The organism is Streptomyces sp. NPDC003943, from assembly GCF_053605265.1.
Map to the genome: position 1 here is coordinate 1 of NZ_JBSGIW010000111.1, position 22585 is coordinate 22585.

18 protein-coding genes are annotated in these 22585 nt (G+C 73.5%); 8 read left to right on the plus strand and 10 right to left on the minus strand.

The window, feature by feature from the left end; translation table 11 throughout:
- On the minus strand, positions 1-2010 hold a 2010-nt coding region (locus tag ACWEV0_RS31785; protein ID WP_453153156.1), incomplete at its 3' end, for an ABC transporter substrate-binding protein.
- Between the two features lie 263 nt (positions 2011-2273).
- Between ACWEV0_RS31785 and ACWEV0_RS31790 the strand changes: the two genes are divergently transcribed.
- Genes ACWEV0_RS31790 through ACWEV0_RS31805 form a run of 4 tightly spaced genes read left to right on the plus strand, consistent with a single transcriptional unit; the run spans position 2274 to position 6022 of the window.
- Entirely contained in the window at positions 2274-2501 is a 228-nt protein-coding gene (locus tag ACWEV0_RS31790) for a hypothetical protein (RefSeq protein WP_453153157.1), read from the plus strand.
- Between the two features lie 38 nt (positions 2502-2539).
- The gene (locus ACWEV0_RS31795) at positions 2540-3367 is read left to right on the plus strand and encodes a hypothetical protein (protein ID WP_453153159.1); all 828 of its coding nucleotides are present in this window, start codon (positions 2540-2542) and stop codon (positions 3365-3367) included.
- Position 3368: 1 nt separating this feature from the next.
- Positions 3369-5255 (plus strand): fumarate reductase/succinate dehydrogenase flavoprotein subunit, encoded by a 1887-nt coding sequence (locus tag ACWEV0_RS31800; RefSeq protein ID WP_453153161.1) that lies wholly within the window; start codon positions 3369-3371, stop codon positions 5253-5255.
- Positions 5252-6022: a succinate dehydrogenase/fumarate reductase iron-sulfur subunit gene (locus tag ACWEV0_RS31805; protein WP_453153162.1), complete on the plus strand. Its 771-nt coding sequence runs from the start codon at positions 5252-5254 to the stop codon at positions 6020-6022. Before ACWEV0_RS31800 ends, ACWEV0_RS31805 begins: the two co-directional genes overlap by 4 nt.
- 314 nt (positions 6023-6336) lie before the next feature.
- Here ACWEV0_RS31805 and ACWEV0_RS31810 read toward each other — a convergent pair whose 3' ends face one another.
- A complete protein-coding gene (locus ACWEV0_RS31810) occupies positions 6337-7383 on the minus strand; it encodes a hypothetical protein (RefSeq protein WP_453153164.1) in 1047 nt (348 codons plus the stop codon).
- 199 nt (positions 7384-7582) lie between these two features.
- Between ACWEV0_RS31810 and ACWEV0_RS31815 the strand changes: the two genes are divergently transcribed.
- Entirely contained in the window at positions 7583-9775 is a 2193-nt protein-coding gene (locus tag ACWEV0_RS31815) for a hypothetical protein (RefSeq protein WP_453153165.1), read from the plus strand.
- A gap of 27 nt (positions 9776-9802) precedes the next feature.
- Here ACWEV0_RS31815 and ACWEV0_RS31820 read toward each other — a convergent pair whose 3' ends face one another.
- The 6 genes from ACWEV0_RS31820 to ACWEV0_RS31845 all read right to left on the minus strand — a co-directional run bounded on the left by ACWEV0_RS31820 (position 9803) and on the right by ACWEV0_RS31845 (position 16457).
- Entirely contained in the window at positions 9803-12646 is a 2844-nt protein-coding gene (locus ACWEV0_RS31820; RefSeq protein WP_453153167.1) for a SpoIIE family protein phosphatase, read from the minus strand.
- Positions 12647-12790: 144 nt separating this feature from the next.
- On the minus strand, positions 12791-13213 hold the full coding sequence (locus ACWEV0_RS31825) for an ATP-binding protein (protein WP_453153168.1): 423 nt from the start codon (positions 13211-13213) through the stop codon (positions 12791-12793).
- A gap of 262 nt (positions 13214-13475) precedes the next feature.
- Positions 13476-13925: a (deoxy)nucleoside triphosphate pyrophosphohydrolase gene (locus tag ACWEV0_RS31830; protein WP_453153169.1), complete on the minus strand. Its 450-nt coding sequence runs from the start codon at positions 13923-13925 to the stop codon at positions 13476-13478.
- A gap of 40 nt (positions 13926-13965) precedes the next feature.
- A complete protein-coding gene (locus ACWEV0_RS31835) occupies positions 13966-14142 on the minus strand; it encodes an SPOR domain-containing protein (protein ID WP_451609277.1) in 177 nt (58 codons plus the stop codon).
- Positions 14143-14337: 195 nt separating this feature from the next.
- On the minus strand, positions 14338-15090 hold the full coding sequence (locus ACWEV0_RS31840) for a GntR family transcriptional regulator (protein WP_453153170.1): 753 nt from the start codon (positions 15088-15090) through the stop codon (positions 14338-14340).
- 167 nt (positions 15091-15257) lie between these two features.
- Positions 15258-16457, minus strand: coding sequence for a DUF4190 domain-containing protein (locus ACWEV0_RS31845; RefSeq protein ID WP_453153172.1), 1200 nt, complete (start codon positions 16455-16457; stop codon positions 15258-15260).
- A gap of 302 nt (positions 16458-16759) precedes the next feature.
- Between ACWEV0_RS31845 and ACWEV0_RS31850 the strand changes: the two genes are divergently transcribed.
- Positions 16760-17968, plus strand: coding sequence for a serpin family protein (locus ACWEV0_RS31850; protein WP_453153173.1), 1209 nt, complete (start codon positions 16760-16762; stop codon positions 17966-17968).
- A 53-nt stretch (positions 17969-18021) separates the two neighbouring features.
- On the opposite strand, the gene ACWEV0_RS31855 is transcribed toward ACWEV0_RS31850, so the two are convergent.
- A complete protein-coding gene (locus tag ACWEV0_RS31855; RefSeq protein WP_453153174.1) occupies positions 18022-19599 on the minus strand; it encodes a S8 family peptidase in 1578 nt (525 codons plus the stop codon).
- A 228-nt stretch (positions 19600-19827) separates the two neighbouring features.
- Between ACWEV0_RS31855 and ACWEV0_RS31860 the strand changes: the two genes are divergently transcribed.
- Complete coding sequence (locus ACWEV0_RS31860) at positions 19828-20955, plus strand: pyridoxal-phosphate dependent enzyme (RefSeq protein WP_453153175.1); 1128 nt, start codon at positions 19828-19830, stop codon at positions 20953-20955.
- Positions 20956-21100: 145 nt separating this feature from the next.
- On the opposite strand, the gene ACWEV0_RS31865 is transcribed toward ACWEV0_RS31860, so the two are convergent.
- Complete coding sequence (locus ACWEV0_RS31865) at positions 21101-21832, minus strand: DUF4232 domain-containing protein (RefSeq protein ID WP_453153177.1); 732 nt, start codon at positions 21830-21832, stop codon at positions 21101-21103.
- A 311-nt stretch (positions 21833-22143) separates the two neighbouring features.
- On the opposite strand from ACWEV0_RS31865, the gene ACWEV0_RS31870 reads away from it, so the two are divergent.
- Positions 22144-22585 (plus strand): helix-turn-helix domain-containing protein (locus ACWEV0_RS31870; protein WP_453153178.1); only part of this gene is annotated, 442 nt, incomplete at its 3' end.

Here is a 22585-nt window from a genome sequence, read left to right on the forward strand (position 1 = left end):
CACGGCGTCCAGCATCCGCACGATCCGGTCGCCGACCGCCCGCAGCGCCTCCGAGCCGGGCCCGGACGGCAGCACGAAGCGCAGGCTGAGCGGCTTGCCGTCCTTGCCGAGCGCCTGCGCGGCGGCGTCCACGGCGGCGGGGGCGGCCGGTGCGGCGCTGCCGCGCGGGGCGTAGGCGCCGGCGACCGGCTTGGCCGGGTGCGCCTCGACCTGGGACTGGGCCTCGGTCCTGCCCTGCGGCTTGCCCTCGGTCTTGCCCTCGGTCTTGCCCTCGGTCTTGCCCTGGGAGCCGACGCCGGTGTCGAGGGCCTCGGCCTGGCGGAGCAGGGCGGCGCTCTGGACGGCGGCGGACGGGGCCGGGGCCAGGATGTTGGTGCCGTTCTCGGGGCCGGTGGCGCCGAGCTGCGGGGCGGCGGCCCGGCGGTCGCCGGGCTTGTCGTCACCGACGATGTAGAGGCCCTCGTCGGAGGGGTTGTCGTTCCCCTTCTTGTCGTCCGCCTTCTTGTCGTCCGCCTTCTTCTCCTCGGCCTTCTTCCCCTCGGCCGTGGCTCCCTTGGCGCCCTTCGTGACGGCCTCGCTGCCCGCCTTCGTACCGGCGGCCGGCTTCTTCAGCGCGCCGCCCGGCACCCAGCCGGCGTCGGCGAGCAGTGCCCGCGCCTCCTTGGTGTCCTGCTCGCCGAGCGCGTCGCTGCTGTCGGCGTAGGCGGGCTGGCCGAGCAGGGCCAGGTGGCTGCCCGGGGGCTTGGCCGGCAGGCCGAGCGGCTTGAGGACGGTGTCGGCCAGCTCCTGCCGGTTGATCGCGCGGGCGACCGCGCGGCGCACCCGCTCGTCGGCGAGCGGACCGGACTCCCCGTTGAGGGAGAGCTGGGTGTAGGCGGGCTCCAGGGACTTGCGGACCACGAACTTCGCGAGGCCGCCCTGCTCCGCCGCGTACCGCGCGATGGCCTGCTGGTTCTTCTCCCGGGCGGCCCGCACCTCGGCGGCCTTCTCCTCGTCGGAGCCGTTGGCGAGCGCCCAGGACTTCAGGGCGGCGGCGGGCGTGATCGCGGAGCCGGGCCCGTGGGTGAGGGCCTGCGCACCGCTGCGGCCGGCCCGGGCGTCCCGTACGGCGAGCGCGATCCGCTCGGCGGCGGACCGGTCGATGTCGGCGAGGTCGAGCTTGTCGGCGGCGAGCGCGGTGGCCCGGTCGGCGCGCGGCACGGCGGCCAGGACGAGGGAGTCGAGCTTGGCGGTCTGGCCCCACCAGCGCGGGTTGCGGACGAGGGTGATGGCGCCGGCCGTGCGGTCGATGCCCTTCAGCAGGAACGGTCCTGCGGTGGCGGCGAGGGCGGTGCGGGCGCCGTCGTTGAAGGTGGTCGGGGAGCCCGTCACCTCCTTGGGGTAGAGCGGGGAGAAGAGGGCGCGCCAGTCGGCGTAGGGCTTGCCGAAGGTGACCCGGACCTCCAGGTCGTCCTTGCCCCGCTCGATCTTCTCGATCCGCTCGTAGCCGGCGTTGCGGGCGGTCCAGTAGGCGGAGTCGCGGCCGCTGAGTGCCCGCCACTGGGCGACGAAGTCGGGGGCGCCGATCTCGCGTCCGTTGCTCCACACCGCCTGCTGGTTGAGCTTGTAGAGCACGACCTGCTTGGGCTCGGTCTCGATGACCTGCGCGGACTCCAGGTAGTCCGGGTTGAGCCGGGGCCGGCCGCGCTCGTCGAGGGTGTGCAGGGCGGGCAGCACGGCGCCGGCGACACGGGCGGTGGCGCCGTCGGCGTCGGCCTGGAAGGCGTTGAGCGTGGTGGGCAGCGCGTCGACGGCCCAGCGCAGGGTTCCTCCGTCGGCGACCTTGTCGCGGGTCGCCGGGGCGTCGTCCTGGGCGGCGGCCGGCGGCTCGTCGCCGCTGTCGCCGGAGCTGCATCCGGCCAGCACGGCGAGGGCGAGCACCGCGCTGCCGAGCGTGGCGACGGAGCGGAGCGTGCGGGATCGGGGGCTGCGGAAGCTCGTCCTCCCGCGAGGGGCGCCGACCTGGGCCATGACTTGTACCCCTTCGTCCTGTTTCATGCCATTTGGAGATGATCACACCTATTGCTCATACACTGAAAAGGACGGAGCGGATCCGGTGACGGCGACACGGCGGCACGGCCGGCCAACCCCACTCGTGCGGCTCAATCGCCCGACCGCCGGGGCGCTCCGGACGAGTGGAATCACGTGCACACGGCTTCACAAGCGGGATGTGACGCGCGACACTCGCGTGAGTCCCGCCCTGGCGGAAGTCGCTCGCGGAAGTGAGGGCAACCATGTCCGTTCAGGACGACCTGGCGGCCGTCAAGCGCCGTCTGCAGGACCTGGAGCGCACGGTCGAGGAGCTGGAACACCGCGTCGGGACGGAACGGGGCGCGCCCCGGCCACCGTCCGGGGGCCGCGCCGAGAGCATGGTGACGATCCCTGACGCCCCGTACGACTTCGAGAAGTGGACCGGCACCGACGACGAGGGCCTGGGCGCCCCCGACCGCCACGCGCCGTAGCAGTAGGTCACCGACCGGCCGGACCCCAGGAGGCCCTGTTGGCCACAGGTACCGAACCCCCAGGAACCGGAACGGCGACGGGGGTGCGCTCCCCGGGGCGCGCCTCCCTCGCCGCTCGCCATCTGCGCACCGACCGCTGGTGGCTGGCACCGGCCGCCACCGCCGCCGGACTCCTCGCCTTCGTCGCCTACTCGACCTGGCGGGCCTTCGCGAACGCGCACTACTACCACGCGCCCTACGTCTCGCCGTTCTATTCGCCGTGCCTCGCGGACAACTGCGTCCCGATGCGCGGCGGGCCCAACTGGGCGCTCTTCGGCAGCTGGTGGGGCCTCTCCCCCGCCCTGCTGATCCTGATCTTCCCGCTCGGCTTCCGGCTGACCTGCTACTACTACCGGAAGGCGTACTACCGGGGCTTCTGGGCCTCTCCCCCGGCCTGCGCGGTCGCCGAACCGCACCGCGCGTACAGCGGCGAGACCCGCTTGCCGCTGATCCTGCAGAACGTCCACCGCTACTTCTTCTACCTGGCGCTGCCGGTCGCCGGCGTCCTCACCTACGACACCGTGCTGACCTTCCGGGACGAGCACTACGCCTGGGGCCACGCCGGGCTCGGGACGCTCGTCTTCCTCGTCAACATCGTGCTGATCTGGGCGTACACGCTCTCCTGCCACTCCTGCCGGCACGTCATCGGCGGCCGGCTGCGGCACTTCTCGAAGCATCCCGTCCGCTACCGGCTGTGGACCTGGGTGGGCCGGCTGAACCACCGGCACATGCTGCTCGCCTGGTCCTCCCTGATCAGCGTCGCGGTCTGCGACCTGTACGTGTACCTGCTCGCCACCGGCGCGTTCGACGACCCGAGGTTCTTCTGACATGACTTCTGTGGAACGGCAGCGGTGGGACGTGATCGTGGTCGGCGCCGGCGGCGCCGGGCTGCGCGCGGCGATCGAGGCACGGCGCCGGGGTGCCCGTACCGCCGTCATCTGCAAGTCCCTCTTCGGCAAGGCGCACACGGTGATGGCCGAGGGCGGCATCGCCGCGTCCATGGCCAACGCCAACCCGCACGACACCTGGCAGACCCACTTCCGCGACACCATGCGCGGCGGCAAGTTCCTCAACCAGTGGCGGATGGCCGAGCTGCACGCCCAGGAGGCGCCCGAGCGGGTGTGGGAGCTGGAGACCTGGGGCGCGCTCTTCGACCGCACGCCGGACGGGCGGATCTCGCAGCGCAACTTCGGCGGCCACGAGTACCCGCGGCTCGCGCACGTCGGCGACCGCACCGGCCTGGAGCTGATCCGCACCCTCCAGCAGAAGATCGTCTCGCTCCAGCAGGAGGACCACCGGGCGACCGGCGACTACGAGAGCGGCCTGAAGGTCTTCCAGGAGTGCACGGTCACCCGCATCCTCCAGGACGCAGCGGGGCGGGTCGCGGGGGTCTTCTGCTACGAGCGTGAGTCCGGGCGCTTCTTCGTGCTCGAAGCGCCCGCGGTCGTCCTCGCGACCGGCGGCATCGGCAAGTCGTTCAAGGTGACGTCCAACTCCTGGGAGTACACGGGCGACGGGCACGCCCTCGCGCTGCTCGCCGGGGCGCCGCTGGTGAACATGGAGTTCGTGCAGTTCCATCCGACCGGGATGGTCTGGCCGCCGTCGGTGAAGGGGATCCTGGTCACCGAGTCGGTGCGCGGCGACGGCGGGGTGCTGCGCAACTCCGAGGGCAAGCGGTTCATGTTCGACTACGTCCCCGACGTCTTCAAGGAGAAGTACGCGCAGTCGGAGGACGAGGGCGACCGCTGGTACGAGGACCCGGACCACAACCGGCGCCCGCCCGAGCTGCTGCCGCGCGACGAGGTGGCCCGGGCGATCAACGCCGAGGTCAAGGCGGGGCGCGGCTCCCCGCACGGCGGGGTGTTCCTCGACGTGTCGACGCGGATGCCGGCGGAGGTGATCCGGCGCCGGCTGCCGTCGATGTACCACCAGTTCAAGGAACTGGCGGACGTCGACATCACGGCCGAGCCGATGGAGGTCGGGCCGACCTGCCACTACGTGATGGGCGGCGTCGCCGTCGACTCGGAGACGGCGGCCGCGGTCGGCGTCCCCGGGCTCTTCGCGGCGGGCGAGGTCGCCGGCGGCATGCACGGCTCGAACCGGCTGGGCGGGAACTCGCTGTCCGACCTCCTGGTCTTCGGGCGCCGGGCCGGACTGCACGCGGCGGAGTACGCGGCGGCGGCGGGAGCGGTGGACGCGGGCGAGGACGGGGTGGCCGCGGCGCGCACGGAGGCGCTCGCCCCGTTCGACGGCGGCGCCTTCGGTGACGCCGCCGAGAACCCGTACGCCCTCCACCAGGAGCTCCAGCAGACGATGAACGACCTCGTCGGCATCATCCGGCGGGAGGGCGAGATGGCCGAGGCCCTGGAACGCATCGCCGCGCTGCGCGAGCGGACGGGCCGGGTCGCCGTCGAGGGCCACCGCCAGTTCAACCCCGGCTGGCACCTCGCCCTCGACCTGCGCAACATGCTCCTGGTGAGCGAGTGCGTGGCCCGCGCCGCCCTGGAACGCACCGAGTCCCGCGGCGGCCACACCCGCGAGGACCACCCGTCGATGGACCGCGCCTGGCGCCCGGTGAACCTGCTGTGCAAGGCCGCCGAGGACGGGATCGGCCTGGAGCGGGTGCGCACGGAGCCGATCCGCGCGGACCTGCTCGCGCTCTTCGAGAAGGAGGAGCTGGCCAAGTACCTCGCCGAGGAGGAGCTGGAGTCATGAGTACGTACGAGGCACGGTTCCGGATCTGGCGGGGCGACGCCGACGGCGGCGGCCTGACCGACTACGCGGTCGAGGTCCACGACGGCGAGGTCGTCCTCGACATCGTCCATCGCCTCCAGGCCACCCAGGCCCCCGACCTGGCCGTCCGCTGGAACTGCAAGGCCGGCAAGTGCGGCTCCTGCTCGGCCGAGATCAACGGGCGTCCCCGGCTGCTGTGCATGACCCGCATGTCGGTCTTCGCCCGCGACGAGACCGTCACCATCACCCCGATGCGCGCCTTCCCGGTCATCCGCGACCTGGTCACCGACGTGTCCTTCAACTACACGAAGGCCCGCGAGATCCCGGCCTTCGTCCCGCCCGCCGGCCTCGCGCCCGGCGAGTACCGGATGCGGCAGGAGGACGTCGACCGCTCGCAGGAGTTCCGCAAGTGCATCGAGTGCTTCCTCTGCCAGAACACCTGCCACGTGGTCCGCGACCACGAGGAGAACAAGGCCGTCTTCGCCGGCCCCCGCTTCCTCATGCGCATCGCCGAACTCGACATGCACCCCCTCGACGCGGCGGCCGACTCCGGCCTCGACCGCCGCCGCACCGCCCAGGACGAGCACGGCCTCGGCTACTGCAACATCACCAAGTGCTGCACCGAGGTGTGCCCGGAGGACATCCGCATCACCGACAACGCGCTGATCCCGATGAAGGAGCGGGTGGTGGACCGCAAGTACGACCCGGTGGTGTGGCTGGGGAACAAGATCCGGCGGCGGAAGGCATGAGCCGGGACCGAGCCGCGCCCGGGGACGCCTGACCCGGGCGCAGGTCAAGGGGGGGCACGCGTCGCGTTCTGTGCGACCCGTCGGTCAATTTGGCATGCCCACGTAACGCGACTAGTGGACCGCACCTCCACTTCGAGATCCGGATCGGCGGGGTGAAGCACTGCCCGCAGCCGCTGCTCCTCGCTCTGTACGACGGCGTGACGCCTCCTGCGCCGAGCACCCTCCCCACCAGCGGCTGTTCCTACTGACCGACCGGCCGCGCCCGGGCCGGGGGCAGCCGACGTCCCCGGCTCCGGGCCGGCTCCGGAGCAGCCCTAGCGCGCGGGCCCCCAGCCCTCCCGGTAGGCCGTCCAGTCGCCCTCCCGCGCCGCGAAGTCCACGTACAGCGCAAGGCCGAAGCGCTCGCGGTCCGGATCCGTGCGTCCGAGGCCCAGTCGGGCGCCCCTGACGGCGGCGGTGACGGTCTCGGCCGACTCGTGGTGGCCGAGGTCGTCCTCGTGGAAGAAGGGCAGTCCGATGAGCAGGTCGGTCCGCTCGGGGGTCACCTCCAGGGCGAGTGCGGTCTGCTGGGCGACGTAGCCGCCGTACAAACCCTCCAGCGGCATCCAGGTGTCGTACGACATCACCGCGATCTGGTCGACGCGCCGGGCGACCTGGCCGAAGAATGCCTGCGACCACCACTTCTCGCTGCCGTCGCCGACACGGCCGAGGACGGAGTGCGCGGCCGGCAGCGGGTCTATCTGGTGGGCGGCGACCGACAGCGTCGCCCTGCGGGCCCGGGTCAGCTCGCCCAGGCCGTCGAGCAGCGACAGGTAGTGCCGGTCGCCGGAGTGCAGCGGCTCCAGGTCGAAGTGGACCCCGTCGAAGCCCGCGTCGAGCACCTGCCGAGCCGAGCCGACCACGGCGGCCCGCGAGCCGGCGTCCTCCAGGCGCAGCCCGACCGGCCCCTCGCTGGCGACGATGTCGCCCAGCCAGGCGTGCACCCGTATGCCCGGCATCGTGCGGTGCACGGCGTCGATCAGCCGCCGGGCCCGGGGGTAGCGGCTCGGCGGCAGGGTGCCGTCATGTTCGAGGGGACCGGCGTGCACATACAGGTCGCGTATGCCCGTCCCCTTGATCCGCGTGGCGAACGCGGCCAGGTCGACGTCCTTCTTCCGGCCGTCGACCCAGGCGTGGCCGAGCCAGATGGCATCCTTGCCGCGGGACTTCGTGCCTTCGCGCGGGTCGCCGGCGTAGTTCATCCGCAGCGCCGTGCCCGCTGCCAGCACCGGCACGACGAGCAGGAGGACGAGTCCGAGGGCGAACCAGCGTCCCCGTCGCCACACGCGCTTCCATCGACCGTTCCCTCGATCGTCGTTCAACCGGGCCCCCGAGACTCGTCGCGTCGCCGCTCACCGATCACTCACTGCGACCACCGTAGCGACGGTCACCGACAGTCACATCCCTGTGGACAACCGCATGTGGACAACCACATGCGGAGAAACGGTTTCCGCACGCTCCGGCCGCCACCCCAACCCGGCCCGGTCGCGGGGCCGCAATCCCGGACATAGCCTCCCTTCTGTGACGCGAAGAGCCACCCGGGCGCTGCTGTCGGTCCTCGTGGCGGCGTGGTGGCTGGTCGTGCCGGGTACGCACGGCGCCCACGCCGCCGGCCTGGCCGCGCGTCCGTCCGCGCACCTGGCCGCCGAGGGCGCCGTTCCGGACGCCACAAGCGGCACGTATCTGATCCTGCCGGTGGCCGTCCTCGCCGGCGCGGCCGTGTTCGCCGGGTACGCGTACGTCCGGCGGCGGCGCAGGACCGCGACGCGGACCACGCCCGGCGGCGGGCGCTGGGGCGGGGCCGCGGCCGGCGGCGCCGGCTGGGGGACGCCGCACGGGCCGCCGGCGACGCCCCTGATCGCGCTCGACCGGCGGACGCGGCAGGCGCTCCTCGCCACGGACGACGCCGTACGGACCAGCGAGGCGGAGCTGGGCTTCGCGACGGCCCGGTCCGGCGACGGGCCGGCGAAACCGTTCACCGAGGCCGTGGCGCACGCGCGGGACGAGCTCACGGCCGCGTTCCGGCTGCGGCAGCAGCTCGACGACGCCGAGCCCGAGGACGACGCGACCCGGCGGGCCATGCTGGAGGAGATCCTTCAGCGGTGCGCCGACGCGGACGCCCGGCTCGACTCCGAGGCCGCCGCCTTCGACCGGCTGCGCGCCCTCGAACGCACCGCGCCCGAGGCGCTGGCCGCCGTCGAGATCCTGCTCCGCGAGCAGACCGGCGCGGTCACCACGGCGGAGGCGGCCCTGACGGCGATGCGCGAGCGGTACGCCGAGTCGGCGGCAGCCCCGGTCTCCGGCAACGTCGAACAGGCCAAGGACCGGCTGGCGTTCGCCGCCGCCCACGTCGACCGGGCCCACCAGGACCTCGACCAGGGCGACCACTCCGCCGCAGCCGCGCGGATCCGGGCCGCCGAGAGCGCCGTCGACCAGTCCACCCGGCTCACCCGGGCGGTCGACCGGCGCGCCCAGGAGCTCGCCGAGGCGGTCGGCAAGCTGACCGCGGCACTCACCGACACCGAGACCGACCTCGCCGAGGCCCGCGCACTGCTCCCCGACAGCGGCGAGCCGTCCCCAACGGACGCCGGCGGGCCGCTCACGGACGCCGGCGGGCCGCCATCCGATGCCCGAGGCCCGGTCTCGCGCATCGGCGAGCGGCCCACCGGCACCGGAGGCCGGGCCAGGCACGGCGGCGAGCGGCCCACCGGCACCGAGGGCCGGACCACGCACGGCGGCAAGCCACCCACCGACACCGGAGGCCGGACCACGCACGGCGGCAAGCCACCCACCGACACCGGAGGCCGGACCACGCACGCCCGCGCCCACCTCGCCGACGCCCGGGGACGGGCGGCCGACACCAGGGGCCAGGCCACGGACGCCCGTGCCGACCTCGCCGACGCCCGGGGAAGGGCGCCCGACACCGGGAAACCGGCCACCGGCACCGGACGCCGGGCCACGGACGGCGGCGCCAGTCTCGGCGACGCTCGCAGGCCGCTCACGGACACCGGGAAGCCGCCCGCCGACACCGGCGCCGACCTCGCCGAGGCCCCGGGGCGGGTGCCTGGCACCGGGGAGCCGGCCGCCGACGCCCGTGGGCTGCTGCTCCCCTACACCGGGGAGGACGTGCCGTCCAGGGACCTGCCGCCCGCGGACCCTCGGGTCACGGAGCTGCGGAGCCGGATCGGCCGGGCCGAGTCCGTGCTCATGGGCGTCCGGGACGCCATGGACTCCGGACGCTACGACCCGCTCGACGCGCTGCGCCGGGCCGAGGAGGCCGACACCGCGCTCGACCAGGCCCTGGCGGGCGCCCGGCGCGCCCGCGCGCTCCTGGACCGGGCCCTGCTGACCGCCCGGTCCGCGACCGGCGCCGCCGACACCTACGTCACCACCCACCGCGGCGCGGTCGGCGCCGAGGCCCGCACCCGCCTGGCCGAGGCCCGGCGCCGCCTGGACGAGGCCGTCGCCCGCACCGACGACGACCCGGCGTCCGCCCTCGCCGAGGCCCAGCGAGCCGACGCCCTCGCCCGCCGCGCCCAGGACCTCGCCGAACAGGACGTACGCCGGTACGGCAACCCCGACGGCCTCGGCGGCGCGGCCGACGACGCCCCGGGCTCCGGAGCCGACGGGCTCGGCGGCGCGGTGCTCGGCGGCATCGTCCTCGACGCCGGTCCCGCCGCCTTCGGCGGCCCGGCGACGCGCGGCCGCCTCTGACGCCGCCCGCCGCACGCCGCACGCCGCTCAGAACATGCTGAGCAGCTGGTCGACCGTCGGTTCGCCGGCCCCGTCCCCGTCCGGCAGCGCCAGTTCGAACCACACCGTCTTGCCCCGCGGAGTGCGCCGCGAGCCCCAGGCCGCGCTGAGCAGACCGACCAGCTGCAGTCCACGGCCGCCCTCGTCGGTGTCCTTGGCCCGGCGCCGCCGGGGCTGGACCAGGCCCGAATCCCACACCTCGCAGACCAGGGTGCGGTCGCGCAGCAGCCGCAGCCGGATCTCGCCCTCGCCGTAGCGCAGGGCGTTGGTGACGAGCTCGCTGACGAGCAGTTCGACGGTGTCGACGAGCGGTTCGAGCTCCCAGGCGATGAGCTGGGCGCGGGCCAGTTCGCGGGCGCGGCCGACCGAACGCGGCTCGCGGGGCAGCTGCCAGTCGCCCACGGCCTCGCTGGGCAGGCCCTGGATCCGCGCCATGAGCAGGGCGATGTCGTCCTCGCCGTGCCGGGTGTCGAGGGTGGTCAGGACGTGGTCGCAGACGTCCTCGAGGGGCCGGTTGGGCTTGGCGAGGGCGTTGCGGAAGGCGCTCAGGCCCTCGTCCAGCGGATGGTCGCGGGACTCGACGAGCCCGTCGGTGTAGAGCGCGAGCAGCGCGCCCTCGGGGAGTTCGACGGTGACCTCCTCGAAGGGCTCGCCGCCGACGCCGAGCGGCATCCCGGGCGGTACGTCGAGGAGCCGCGCCTCCTGGCCGGGTTCGACGAGCACGGGCGGGAGATGGCCCGCGTTGGCGAACGTACATCGCCGGGTGACCGGGTCGTAGACCGCGTAGACGCAGGTGGCGAGGTACACCTCGGAGAGTTCCGGGCCGCGTGCCTTGTGGTGCGCGCGGGCGGACTGCTGGGCGCCGACCGGGGCGCCGAGGCCGCGGGCGATCTCGTCGAGGTGGGAGAGGACTTCGGCGGGTTCGAGGTCGAGCTGGGCCAGGGTGCGGACGGCGGTGCGCAGTTCGCCCATGGCGACGGCGGCGCGCAGGCCGCGGCCCATCACGTCGCCGATGACCAGGGCGGTGCGGTGGCCGGGGAGTTCGATGACGTCGAACCAGTCGCCGCCGACCTCGGAGCCGACGGTGCCGGGGAGATAGCGGCAGGCGATGTCGAGTCCGGCGGCCTCGGGGTCGCCGGGCGGCAGCAGGCTGCGCTGGAGGATGAGGGCCCGCTCGTGCTCGCGCCGGTAGAGGCGGGCGTTGTCGATGCAGACGGCGGCGCGGGCGGCGAGTTCGACGGCGAGGGCGCGGTCGCGTTCGCCGAAGGGTTCGCTGCCCTTGGCGCGGGAGAACTGGACGAGTCCCACGACGGTGTCGTGGGCGACCATCGGCACGACCAGGGTGGACTGGACGAGGCTGCCCTCAGGCCCCGGCACGGTGTGGACCCGGCCGGTGCGCAGGGCGCCGGCGCAGGGCGAGTTGAAGGCGAAGCGGTGCACGGAGCCGACCTCGACGGGGCCGGTGTCGCAGCACACGTCACCGAGCAGCGGCGCGGCGGCCGCGCCCGAGCCGGTCGCCGGGTCGACGGCCCGGCCGGTACCCGTACCGACGCCCGAAGCGACGCCCGAGCCGGTGGCCGAGTCGACGGCCCGGCCGGTACCCGCGCCGACGCCCGAGCCGGTCGCCGAGTCGACGGCCCGGCCGGTGCCCGCGCCCGCTCCCGCGCTGGTGGACTGCGGTTCTCCCGCGCGCGGTTCGGTGCGCTGCTCCGTGCGCGGCTCCGTGCGCGGCTCCGTGCGCGGCTTGCCGACGCGTACGGCGGGGGCGTCGGCGATCGCGCTCGCGACGGCCACCCGGCGGACCTCGGCGCTGCCCGCTCCGTACCCGACGTCGTGCGAGCTGCCCCAGCGGCCCGGCGGGGCCTCGTCACCGGTGAGCAGCCCCTGGTAGAGGTCGACGGCGGCGAGGTCGCAGAAGCCGGGGACGGCGACGTCGAGGAGTGCCCGGGCGGTGGCCTCCAGGTCGAGGGTGTTCCCTATGCGCGCGCCGGCCTCGTTGAGCAGGGCGAGGTTGCGGCGGGCGCTGGCGGCCTCGCGGGCCGCGTTGTAGCGGCGGGTGACGTCGATGCCGAGGCCGGCGACGCCGATGGGGCGGCCGGTGCCGCTGTGCACCCGGTAGAGGTTGATGGACCAGTGGCGGCGGTCCTTGGCGCCGGGCGCGGCTCCGACGATCTCCAGGTCGGTGACGGACTCGCCGGTGTCCAGGACCTTGCGGAGCGCGGTGTTCAGCCGCTCGGCCTCGGGACGGGGCAGGTAGTCGTCCACGGTCCGGCCGCGGTGGTCGTCGGCGGAGCCGCCGAAGACGGTGGCGAAGCGCCGGTTGGCGCGCTTCACGGTGAGGTCGGTGCCGAAGAGGAGGAAACCGAACGGGGATTGACCGAAAATGGCCTGCGAGGCGGCGAGGTCGGTCTCGATGCGGCGCAGCGCGCGGACGTCGACGACGATGCACAGCGCGGCCCGTTCGCCGCTCTGGGTCTCGCTCGGCATCACGTACATCTCGGCGATGCCGTGGGGTCTGCCGTCGCCCCGCCCGCCCTGCTCACCCGGCATCCGGAACGGGACGAGACCCGTCCACTCCTTGCCGTCGAGGATCTCGCGGACCTTGCGATGGCCCCGCTCGCGCAGGTCGGGCGGCATGAAGGCGTCGACCGGATCCTTGCCCCTGGCCTCCTCGGCGGTCACCCCGAAGAGTTCGACGGCGCGCCTGCTCCACTGGTCGACCAGCCCGTCGGGACCGATCGAGAAGGAGGCGACCCGGATGAAGTCATAGATCGACCCGGGCGGGCTGCTCTGCCACACGACACCGCTCGCCGTCTCAGGTATCTCGCTCACGCGACCGTCCCCTCCAGCTCACCGCACCGGACCGGCCATGTGCGCAGTATTCAGCACCAAGGCCCTGGTCGGCACGACGTTCACGATCACAGGGTGGTCTCGTTCGTTTCCGGCCGAGGCCCGCTGATCGTCGTCCCACCCTGTTTACTCACCAGGGAGGGCGAGCTCGAACCACACGGTTTTCCCCGTCCTGCCCGTGCGGGTGCCCCAGCGGCGCGCGGAACAGGCCACGAGCTGGAGCCCGCGGCCGCCTTCGTCGTCAGGCCCGGCGGGGCGCTCGGTGGGCTTGTCCGGAAGCGGATCGGAGACCTCCACGAGGAGCGCGGGGTCGCGCCCGACACCGTCTCCGGCCGGCCCGCGGAGCACCAGGCGGACGCCGATGGGCCCGGAGGCGTACCGCAGCGAGTTCGTGACCAGCTCGCTGACCAGGAGGACGGTGACGTCCCCGATCACCGCGTCGAGCTGCCAGGCCCGCAGGGTGTCCCGTACCGCGTGACGGGCCGTGCGCACGGCGTTGGCCTCCGCCGGGAAGTGCCACTCGGCGCGGTCGCCTTCGGTGTCGATCACGGGGCCCACGTCCTATTTCGGGGGGTTAATCACGACATACCCGATATTCGGAGTGGGATATCGCGCCGGTTGAGCCCATCGGCGCACGGTGGCACGAACGGCGTACGGGTCAGCCGCGGGCGCCGTCACCGGGCGCGGAGCGGTGCCCGGGGACCTCGGACTCGGCGGGCGACGCGGGGGCCTAGGACCCGGCAGGCCGGGCGGGGACCTAGGACCCGGCAGGCCGGGCGGGAGCCTCGGACTCGGTGGGCGACCCGGGAGCCTAGGACTCGGCAGGCCGAATGGGAGCCTCGGGCGTCGCGGGCAGCAGGCGGGCGGCCTCGGCCACGGCGGGGCGGTCGGCGTCGATCCAGTCGACGGAGTCGAGCTCGTGGCGGGCCAGCCAGCGCAGCTCGTCGTGGTCCTCGAGGGGCTCGGGCCGCGGCTCGCCGGCACGGAGGCGGACGGTCCAGACCCACAGGACGTAGCCGGGCTTCAGCGGCCACTCGCCGGGGATGCGCGCGCCGGTCTCGGTCTCGACGCCGAGCTCCTCGCGCAATTCCCGGACCAGGGCCTCCTCCGGACTCTCTCCCGGCTCCAGCTTGCCGCCGGGGAGCTCCCAGCGGCCGGCCAGCTCGACCGGCGCGCTGCGGCGCGCGGCGAGCAGCCGGCCCTGGTCGTAGAGGGCCCCGGCGACGACCACGACGGGGTCGGTGCGGTGATCAGTCGTCATGGGCCGGAGCGTAACGCGGCACCGGCCCGGGCCCGACAGGTCAGAGCGCGGGCTGACCGATGCGCTCGACCCAGTAGATCTGCTTGTGCCCGCGGTCGTCGAGGCTGTCGGCGATCCGCTGGGCCTCGTCCTCGGTCGCGTACCGGCCGACGCGGTAGCGGTTGCCGTTGTCGTCCTGCCTCATGACCAGCCAGGCCAGGTCGGCGTTGTCGCTCATCGGACTCATCGGACTTCCCCCTCCGCCGGTCCGACCGTGTCTAACGATCTCCCGGAAATCGCAATGCGCATATGCCCGAGCTTACGCCCGACCTTTACACAGTGGATACGGGTTTTCACGAAGAGGTATGTATCTGGCCAGTAACAAGCGGCGAGACGGCCGAACACCGACCCAAATCGCAGCAAACGGGGGATGTCAGCGCACCGGCAGGTGGTACGCGATCTTGTAGCGGTCGGCGGGGATGACGACGTCCGCGGTCTCGACCGCGCGCCCCGAGGCGTAGAAGGTCCGCTCGATCACCATCACCACGTGCCCGGGCACGCCGCCGAGCGTCAGCAGCTCCTCCGCGAGCCCGGGCCGGGCGGTGACCTCCTCCACGACGTTGTCCACGACGACGTCGATCGCGGCCATCCGCTCGACGACCCCGCAACCGCCCAGCGGTCCCTCCTCCGGCAGCATCACCGGCGTGCGGCCGGTGACGGCGAGCGGCTCCCAGGAGGTGGAGAGCATCATCGGCTCGCCGCCCTCCCGGTACACGTACCGCGTGCGCATCACCCGCTCCCCCGCCGGGATGCCGAGCCGGTCGGCGACCTCCGCGCCGGCCGCCTCCTGCTCGCTGCTCGACTCCCAGGCGCCGCGCGCCCCTTCGGCGGCCTGCTCCTGCCGGAAGGGGCTGGCCCCGGACGCCGGCCGGTAGCCGGAGCGGGCGATCCGGCGCGGCACGGGCCGCTCGCGCACGTACGTCCCGGAACCGGAGCGCCCCTCGACCAGACCCTCGGCCATGAGGACCTTGCGCGCCTCCAGTGCGACGGTGTCCGACACCCCGTACTCCTCGCGGATGCGCGCCTGCGAGGGGAGACGGGTGTGCGGGGGAAGCGAGCCGTTGGCGATCTTCTCGCGAAGGTCGCTCGCCACACGCAGATAGGCCGGCTGCTCACCGAACGTCACAGGACACTCCCCTCAGCTTGACTGTGAGCTACAGCGTCGCAACCGAGGGTGCACACCCGCAAGCATGGGCCAGAGTTTCACCCGAAGTGATGATTTGCCTTTACGTGAGCCCTTACCGCAGGTATAGCCACCGAACGCCCGTCGGAATCCTCGCCGTTGGCTCTCGCTCAGACCTTCTTGCTGCCACTGTCGCCGTCACTGCCGGAGCCACCGTCACTGCCGGAGCCGCCGTCACTGCCACTGTCGCCGCCGTCGCTGCTGTCGCTGCCCTGCGGGACGGGCGTGAGGCCGAGCGCCGAGCGGGAGTCCTTGTCCAGGTCCGTCGAGAGCGCGTCGTACGCCTCGTCGTAGACCTCCCAGAAGGCGTCCGCGTCCTTCGCCGTCGCGAGCTTCTGCCACTTGCGCGCGGCCGCGTCCAGCTTGTCCGCCAGCTGTCCGACGGGCTTGGCGGACTCGGCCGGCCAGGCGTGGCCGCGCAGGCCGTCACCGGCCGTGGTGACGGCCTGGTGCACCTTCTGCGCCCACGCCTTGTTGGCCTCCAGGTCGTCGTCCGCGTCCTCCTCCGGCTCGTCGAAGACGGCGTCGTCGACCGGGTTCATGGTCTTGAGGAAGTGCAGCTGGTGCGGGTCGAGCGTGCTGGCGTCGCTGCGCAGGGAGGTGGTGAAGGGCTCCTCCTCGGTGGCGAGCGCGCACGTCACCGTGCGGTCGCCGATCCGCCAACTCTGCTTGCTGGGCAGGTAGTAGTAGGTCACCGCCGCCTCGGGGACGGCCCAGGTGTCCATCGCGTACGCGTTGTTGATCCGCTCGCAGCGGCTCTCGGCGATCTTGTCGATCGCGTCCTCGCCGGGCCACTTGGTGAAGCCCGTGACCTTGAAGCCGCCGGTGACCTCGCCCTCGTGCGGCTTGGTGCAGGCGACGGTCTTCACGTCGGTCGTGTACGCCTCCAGCTTGCCGTCGACCTTGAAACAGTCGCCCTTCTGCAGGTCGAACGGCGACTGCTGGGCGGCGGCCTCGTCCATGCCCTTCTTGAAGTCCCGCCAGGCGTCGGCGAAACCGCCGCTCGCGATGCCGAGGGCCATCAGGAGGCAGGCGACGGAGGAGAGCACGATGCCGGCGACGGCCAGGCCCTTGCCCTTCTGCTGCTTCTTCTTGATCTGCGGCAGCGCGATCAGGCCGAAGACGAGGCCGAGCGGCGGCAGGCAGCACACGATGCCGGAGACGAGCGACGCGACCGCGAGCCCGTTGGTGCCGGGCCGCGGCGCCCCGTACGGGCCAAGGCCGCCGGGACCGCCGGGCACGCCCCCGGGGCCGTACGGTCCGGGCAGCGGCGAGGCGTACGGGCCCGGGGCGGCGTACGGTCCCGGCACCGGCCCCGGACCGAACCCCTGCCCTGCCCCCTGACCGAATCCCTGCCCGGCCCCCTGTTCAGGCCCCTGCCCGGCCCCCTGACCGGGTCCCTGACCAGGCGCAGGCCATTCCTGGCGCGGCGGCTGCGGAGGCTGCTGCGGGGCCGGGAAATCCTGGGGCGACTGGGAGGGATCCACGAGTACGGTGCTCCTGTTTGGGGCGGGATTCGGCACGGATTCGGAGAATCGGCACGGGTTCTCGGCACCGATTCAGAGAATCGAACGGGCGCGCGCATCGTACGTGGTCCGGGGACGGGGGCGGTATGCGGGTCTCGACGGTACGTGCGGTCAACCGGCTGACGGCGCGCTGGGCCGACGCCCTGCCCTCCGGCGGCCAGGACACCGTGCTGTCCGCGACCGGAGTCTGGCCGCTGCTCGCCTTCCTGGCGGACGGCGCCGACGGCCCTGCCCGCGGCGAACTCGAGGACGCCCTCGGCATGCCGGCCGGCCCGGCGGCGCGGGCGGCGCGCGAACTGCTCGCGGGACTCGGCCGGATGCGCGGCGTCGGCTCGGCGATCGGCCTGTGGACCCGCCCGCGGGTGGCGCTGCGCGCGGACTGGGCCGCGGGCCTGCCGGACGCGACGCTCGGCCGGCTCGGCGCGGGCGACGAGGCCGACCAGGCGCTCCTGGACGCGTGGGCGGCGGAGCGCACCGGCGGCCTGATCCCGGCGATGCCGGTCACCGTCGACGAGGACACGGAACTGGTCCTGGCCGCCGCGCAGGCCGTACGGACGAACTGGCTGCGGCCCTTCCGGGAGGGCGGCTTGTTTCCCGAGTACGGTCCGTGGGCCGGGCGCGAACTGGCCGGGCTGCACCGCAGGACGGCGCTCCTCGACCGGGTCGGCGTGGCCGAGACGGCCACGGGCCCGCTGACGGTGCTGAAGGTCCTCGGCGACACCGGCGTCGACGTGCACCTGCTGCTCGGCCCGGAGGAGGCGGCCCCAGGCGCGGTGCTGCGGGCCGGGCTCGACGTCCTGGCCGGCACCTTCCGGGCCGTGCCCGGCGCCCTGCTGCCGCTGGGCGAGGCGGGCCCGGGCCTGAACATACGCAACGTACGCAGCACCCGGCCGGACCCGTGCCTCTCGGTCTCCACCTCGCCCTTCTCGCTCACCGCCCAGCACGATCTGACCGCGCTGCACGAGGTGTTCGGCCTGACGACCGCGCGGGACGGCACCCGCGGCCACTTCCCGGGTGTCGCCGACAAGCCGCCGCTCTACGTCCAGCAGGCCCGCCAGGCGGCGATGGCCCGGTTCACCGCGAAGGGCTTCGAGGCGGCGGCGGTGACGGCGTTCGGCGCGGCCGGCGGGTGCGCGGTGCTCCGCTACCCGTACGTCGTCCGCTCGATCGACCTGGACGTCGACCGCCCCTTCGGCTTCCTCTGCGTCCACCGCACCTCGCGGCTGGTCCTGACGGCGGGCTGGGTGCACGAGCCGGTCCCGTACGCCTTCGAGGACGAGGAGGACGAGGACTGAGGAAAGGGCGGCCGCCGTGAGAACGGCGACCGCCCCGCATCACACCTCAGGCGTCAGAACTGCAGCGCCCAGGAGTCGATGTAGCCGGTGTCCCAGGCCGCGTTGTCCGTGACCCGGAGCTTCCACGTGCCGTTCGCGACCTCGGAGGAGGCGTTCACGGTGTAGGTGGTGTTGATGTTGTCCGCGCTGCCGCCGGAGCCGAACGCCTTCAGCGTGTACGCCGAGCCGTCGGGAGCGATCAGCTGGACCTGGAGGTCACCGATGTAGGTGTGGACGATGTTCACCGGCACCTGGAGCGTGGCCGGGGCGTTGCCGGAGACACCGCTGACGGTGACCGGGGACTCGACGGTCGCGTTGTCGTTGATCGTGTAGTTCGCGGTGTTCTCGAAGCGCGGGCCGGTGGGCGGCGGGGTGGTACCGCCGCCGACGTACAGGAGCTTGTTCGGGGAGCCGGTGCCGGGGCTGGTCACCACGTTCGGGGTGGCGGCGGTGGTGAGGGCCGAGGATACGTCGGCCGGGGTGGCCGTCGGGTGGTCGGCCAGGTAGAGGGCGGCGGCGCCGGTGACGTGCGGGGTGGCCATCGACGTACCGGAGATGGTGTTGGTGGCGGTGTCGCCGGTGCCCCAGGACGAGGTGATGGAGGAGCCCGGGGCGAAGAGGTCGAGGCCGCTGCCGTAGTTGGAGTAGCTGGCCTTGGCATCGCTGGACGTCGTCGCGCCGACCGTGATGGCCTCGGCGACGCGGGCCGGGGAGTGGTTGGCGGCGTTGTCGGTCTCGTTGCCGGCGGCGACCGCGTACGTGACGCCGGAGGCGATCGAGCGGCGCACGGCGTCGTCGAGGACGCTGTCGACGCCACCGCCGAGGCTCATGTTGGCGACGGCCGGCTTGACGGCGTTCTGGGTGACCCAGTCGATGCCGGCGACGACCTGCTCGGTGGTGCCGGAGCCGGAGTTGTCGAGGACGCGGACGCCGACGATCTTCGCCTTCTTGGCGACGCCGTACGAGGAGCCCGCGACCGTACCGGCGACGTGCGTGCCGTGGCCGTGGCCGTCCTGGGCGGTGTTGTCGTTGTCGATGGCGTCGTAGCCGTAGGAGGCGCGGCCGCCGAAGTCGGTGTGGGTGATGCGGACGCCGGTGTCGATGATGTACGCCGTGACGCCCTGGCCCGCGCTGTCCGGGTAGGTGTAGCTCTGGTTCAGCGGCAGGGCCTTCTGGTCGATCCGGTCGAGGCCCCAGGACGGCGGGGAGGTCTGCGTGCCGTCGATGTGGAAGACGCGGTTCTGGCTGACGGACCGCACCGCCGGGTCGGCGGCGAGCCGCTTGGCCTGCGCCTCGGAGAGTTCGACGGAGTAGCCGTTGAGCGCGGCGTGGTAGGTCCGCCTGATCTTGGCGCCGAACTTCGTCGCGACCGCCCGGCCCTGCGCCGAGTCCGCGCGGGCGACGGAGTCGCGGAGGGTCACGATGTAGCTGTCGGCGACGGTCCCTTCGGCGCCGGCGTTGAGGATCACGCCTTCGGCGGCGCTCCCGGCGGCCGTGGCCGGGGCGGTGGAGAGGGAGCCGAGCGCGAGGGCTGCGACGGCGATGGCGCCGGCCGCGGCGAGCCTGCGCCGCGAGTCACGCATCACGGACATGTGAGGGGTCCTCCTCATTGGTGGTGCGCTGCTGTGGGGGTACGACACCGGGCGTGCGTGGGCGTACACGGGCGTGCGTGTTTCATGAACATGACAAGCAGCCATCCGTGGATCGGACGGGTCGTCATATCCGGGTGCCGACCGAAAGGTTGACCGAACCTTGGGGATCGCACAAGAGTCCCTCGCGTCATGACACGCGCCGGCCACAGGGCTGACATCCTGGCGCATATGACGGCCTACGTATGCCCCCGCTGCCACGTCCGGGCCCCCGCGGCCGCCCTCACCTGGCGTTGTCCGCAGTGCCACGGCCCCTGGGACCTCGACTTCACCAGCGCGCCGGTTTCCCTCACGTCACTCGCGTCACGCGTGAATTCACTGTGGCGTTACGAGGAGGTGCTGCCGCTCGCCACCGAGATCCCGCATGTGACCCTCGGCGAGGGCCGCACGCCCGTCGTTCCCCTCACCGACCGGGTTTCGGCCAAACTCGACTTCCTCATGCCGACGTCGTCATTCAAGGACCGCGGCGCGGTGATGCTCGCCGAGCTGGCGCGCCGGCTCGGCCCGCGCACGGTGGTCGCCGACAGCAGCGGCAACGCGGGCACGGCGATCGCCGCGTACGGCGCCCGGGCCGGACTCGACTGCGCCGTGTACGTGCCCGAGGGGACGTCTCCGAAGAAGCTGGAGCAGATCCGCGCGCACGGCGCCCGGGTGGTGGTCGTGGCGGGCGACCGGGAGGCGACGGCGCGGGCGGCGCGCGAGGCGGCGGACGAGCCGGACGTGCTGTACGCCTCGCACGCGTACAACCCGCACTTCCTGCACGGCACCAAGACGTACGTCTACGAACTCTGGGAGGACCTCGGCGGCCGGCTCCCCGACACCCTCGTACTGCCCGTCGGCAACGGCACCCTGCTGCTCGGCGCGGCCCTCGCCGTCGAGGAGCTGTACGGGCACGGCCTCGTCGACCGCCGCCCGGTCCTCGTCGCGGTCCAGGCGGAGGCCGTCGCGCCGCTCGCCGCGGCCTTCCACGCGGGTGAGGACGAGCTGTCCGCTCCGGCGGAGACGCGCCCCACCCTCGCCGAGGGCATCGCCATCCCCAACCCGCCCCGCGCCGCCCAGATCCTGCGTGCCGTCCGGGCGAGCGGCGGCACCTTCCGTACCGTCACCGACGACCAGGTCCGCACCGCCCAGCTCGACCTCGCCCGCCGCGGGTTGTACGTCGAGCCCACGGCCGCCGCCTGCTGGGCCGCGGTCCGCGCGGCCCCGGAGCGCCCGGGCAGCACGGTCATCCCGCTGTGCGGCGCGGGCACGAAGACGGGCCTCGCGGGCGGAGGCACGAGCGGGGGCGGGCTCGCCTGACGGCGTCACCGCCCCCGTCCGGAGCGCCCCAGCCGTCACCGCCCCGGCGCGCACCGCTCCAGCCTTCACCGTCCCCGTCCGGAGGGCCCGCGTCAGGAGCGGCGCCCCCGCGCGCACCGCCCCCGTCCGGAGCGCCCGCTCCGGCTCAGAACTCGTCGGCGCCGTTGCGGAGTTCCGGCGTCCAGTAGCCGGTCTTCGCCGCGGCCTCGTCGACGGCCAGGCCGCCGGCCGGGGCCTTGACGACGACGCTGCCCTCGGCGGGGGCGTCGGCGGCGAAGAGGTTCACGTTGAAGGACGTGACGACCTTGTTGTCCTCGTGGACGCCGCCGTCCACGACGCGCACGTTGGCGTACGCCGGAGCGCCGGCCTCCAGGATCACCGGGCTCGCCGGCTTGCTCTTGGCGACGGCCGGGATGTCCTTGGCGGTCTGGATCTCGCCGAAGGCGAGCAGCGGGTAGCCGTACAGGCGGCAGGTGCGGCCGGAGGTGTTGGTCGCGGTGAGCACGATGTGCTCGGTGGGCGTCTCGTCGGCCTTGGCGGCCGTGATCTTCACGTCCTTGTAGGTGCAGGCCGGGGCGGTGCCGGACGTCTTGGCGCCGGTCTTGGCGCCGGTCTTGGTCGCGGTCTTGCCGCCGCCCGTCGTCGAGCCGCCCGTCGTCGAGCCGCCGGTGCCGCTGCCGCCGGTGGTGGTCGTCGCGCCCGCGGCCTCGGTCGTGCTCTGCCCGCTCTCCCCGCCCGCCGCGGCGGACGAGCCGGCCGACGTGGCCGCGCCCTCGTCCCGGCCCTTGTCGTCGCCGCCCCCACAGGCGGTCATGCCCAGCGACAGCACGGCGACGGCCGCGACGGCGAGGACGGTGTTCTTGCGCTTCGTACGCATGGTGGTACTCCCCCGATGACTGAATGGTCGGCCGGCGCCACTCCCTGTCGGCGCCACGACCACTCTCCCGCCCGCCCTTGCCGTCCGGCTTGCGTACCGCTAACGCGGCCTTGCCGTCCCCGGGCGCGCCCATCGGCACCGCTCGCGGGCCTCGGGCGCCCCGGCGACGCCGCGTTATCCTTTTGACCGGGGATCTGACTGTCGGTGATCGTTTCGGAAACGTGCGGGCGCCACCGTCGCGCGGAGCCCCATGCCGGCCGCTCCCGCGTCGAGCCGCGGCACAAGGAAGCAGTCAGAACAAAGGCCCCCACATGCAGCGCGACAACTCCACAGCCCGGACCGGCCAGGAGCAGCGGCCGGAGGACGAGGTGGGGCTCGCGGTGCTGCTGCGGGCGTGGCGGGCCCGGGCGGGCCGCACCCTGGGGCTCGGCAAGGCGCTCCCGCAGGTGGAGGTCGCCGCCGCGGTCGGCATGAGCGAGCGCTGGTACCGGGACCTCGAACGCGGGGCCCTGCCCAAGCTGGACTCCCGGACGCTGACCGCGCTGGCCGACGCGCTGCGGCTGTGCGCGGACGAACGCGCCACCCTCTTCCTGTACGCCGCCGGCGGCGAGCCCTACCCCGCCGTGTCGTCCCTCGACGGCATCGATCTCGCCCCGCTGCACCGCCTGCTCGACCTGCAGCCCAGCCAGCCCGCCTATCTCACCGACAACACATGGGACGTCCTCGCCCACAACGAGGCCATGGCCGAGTGGT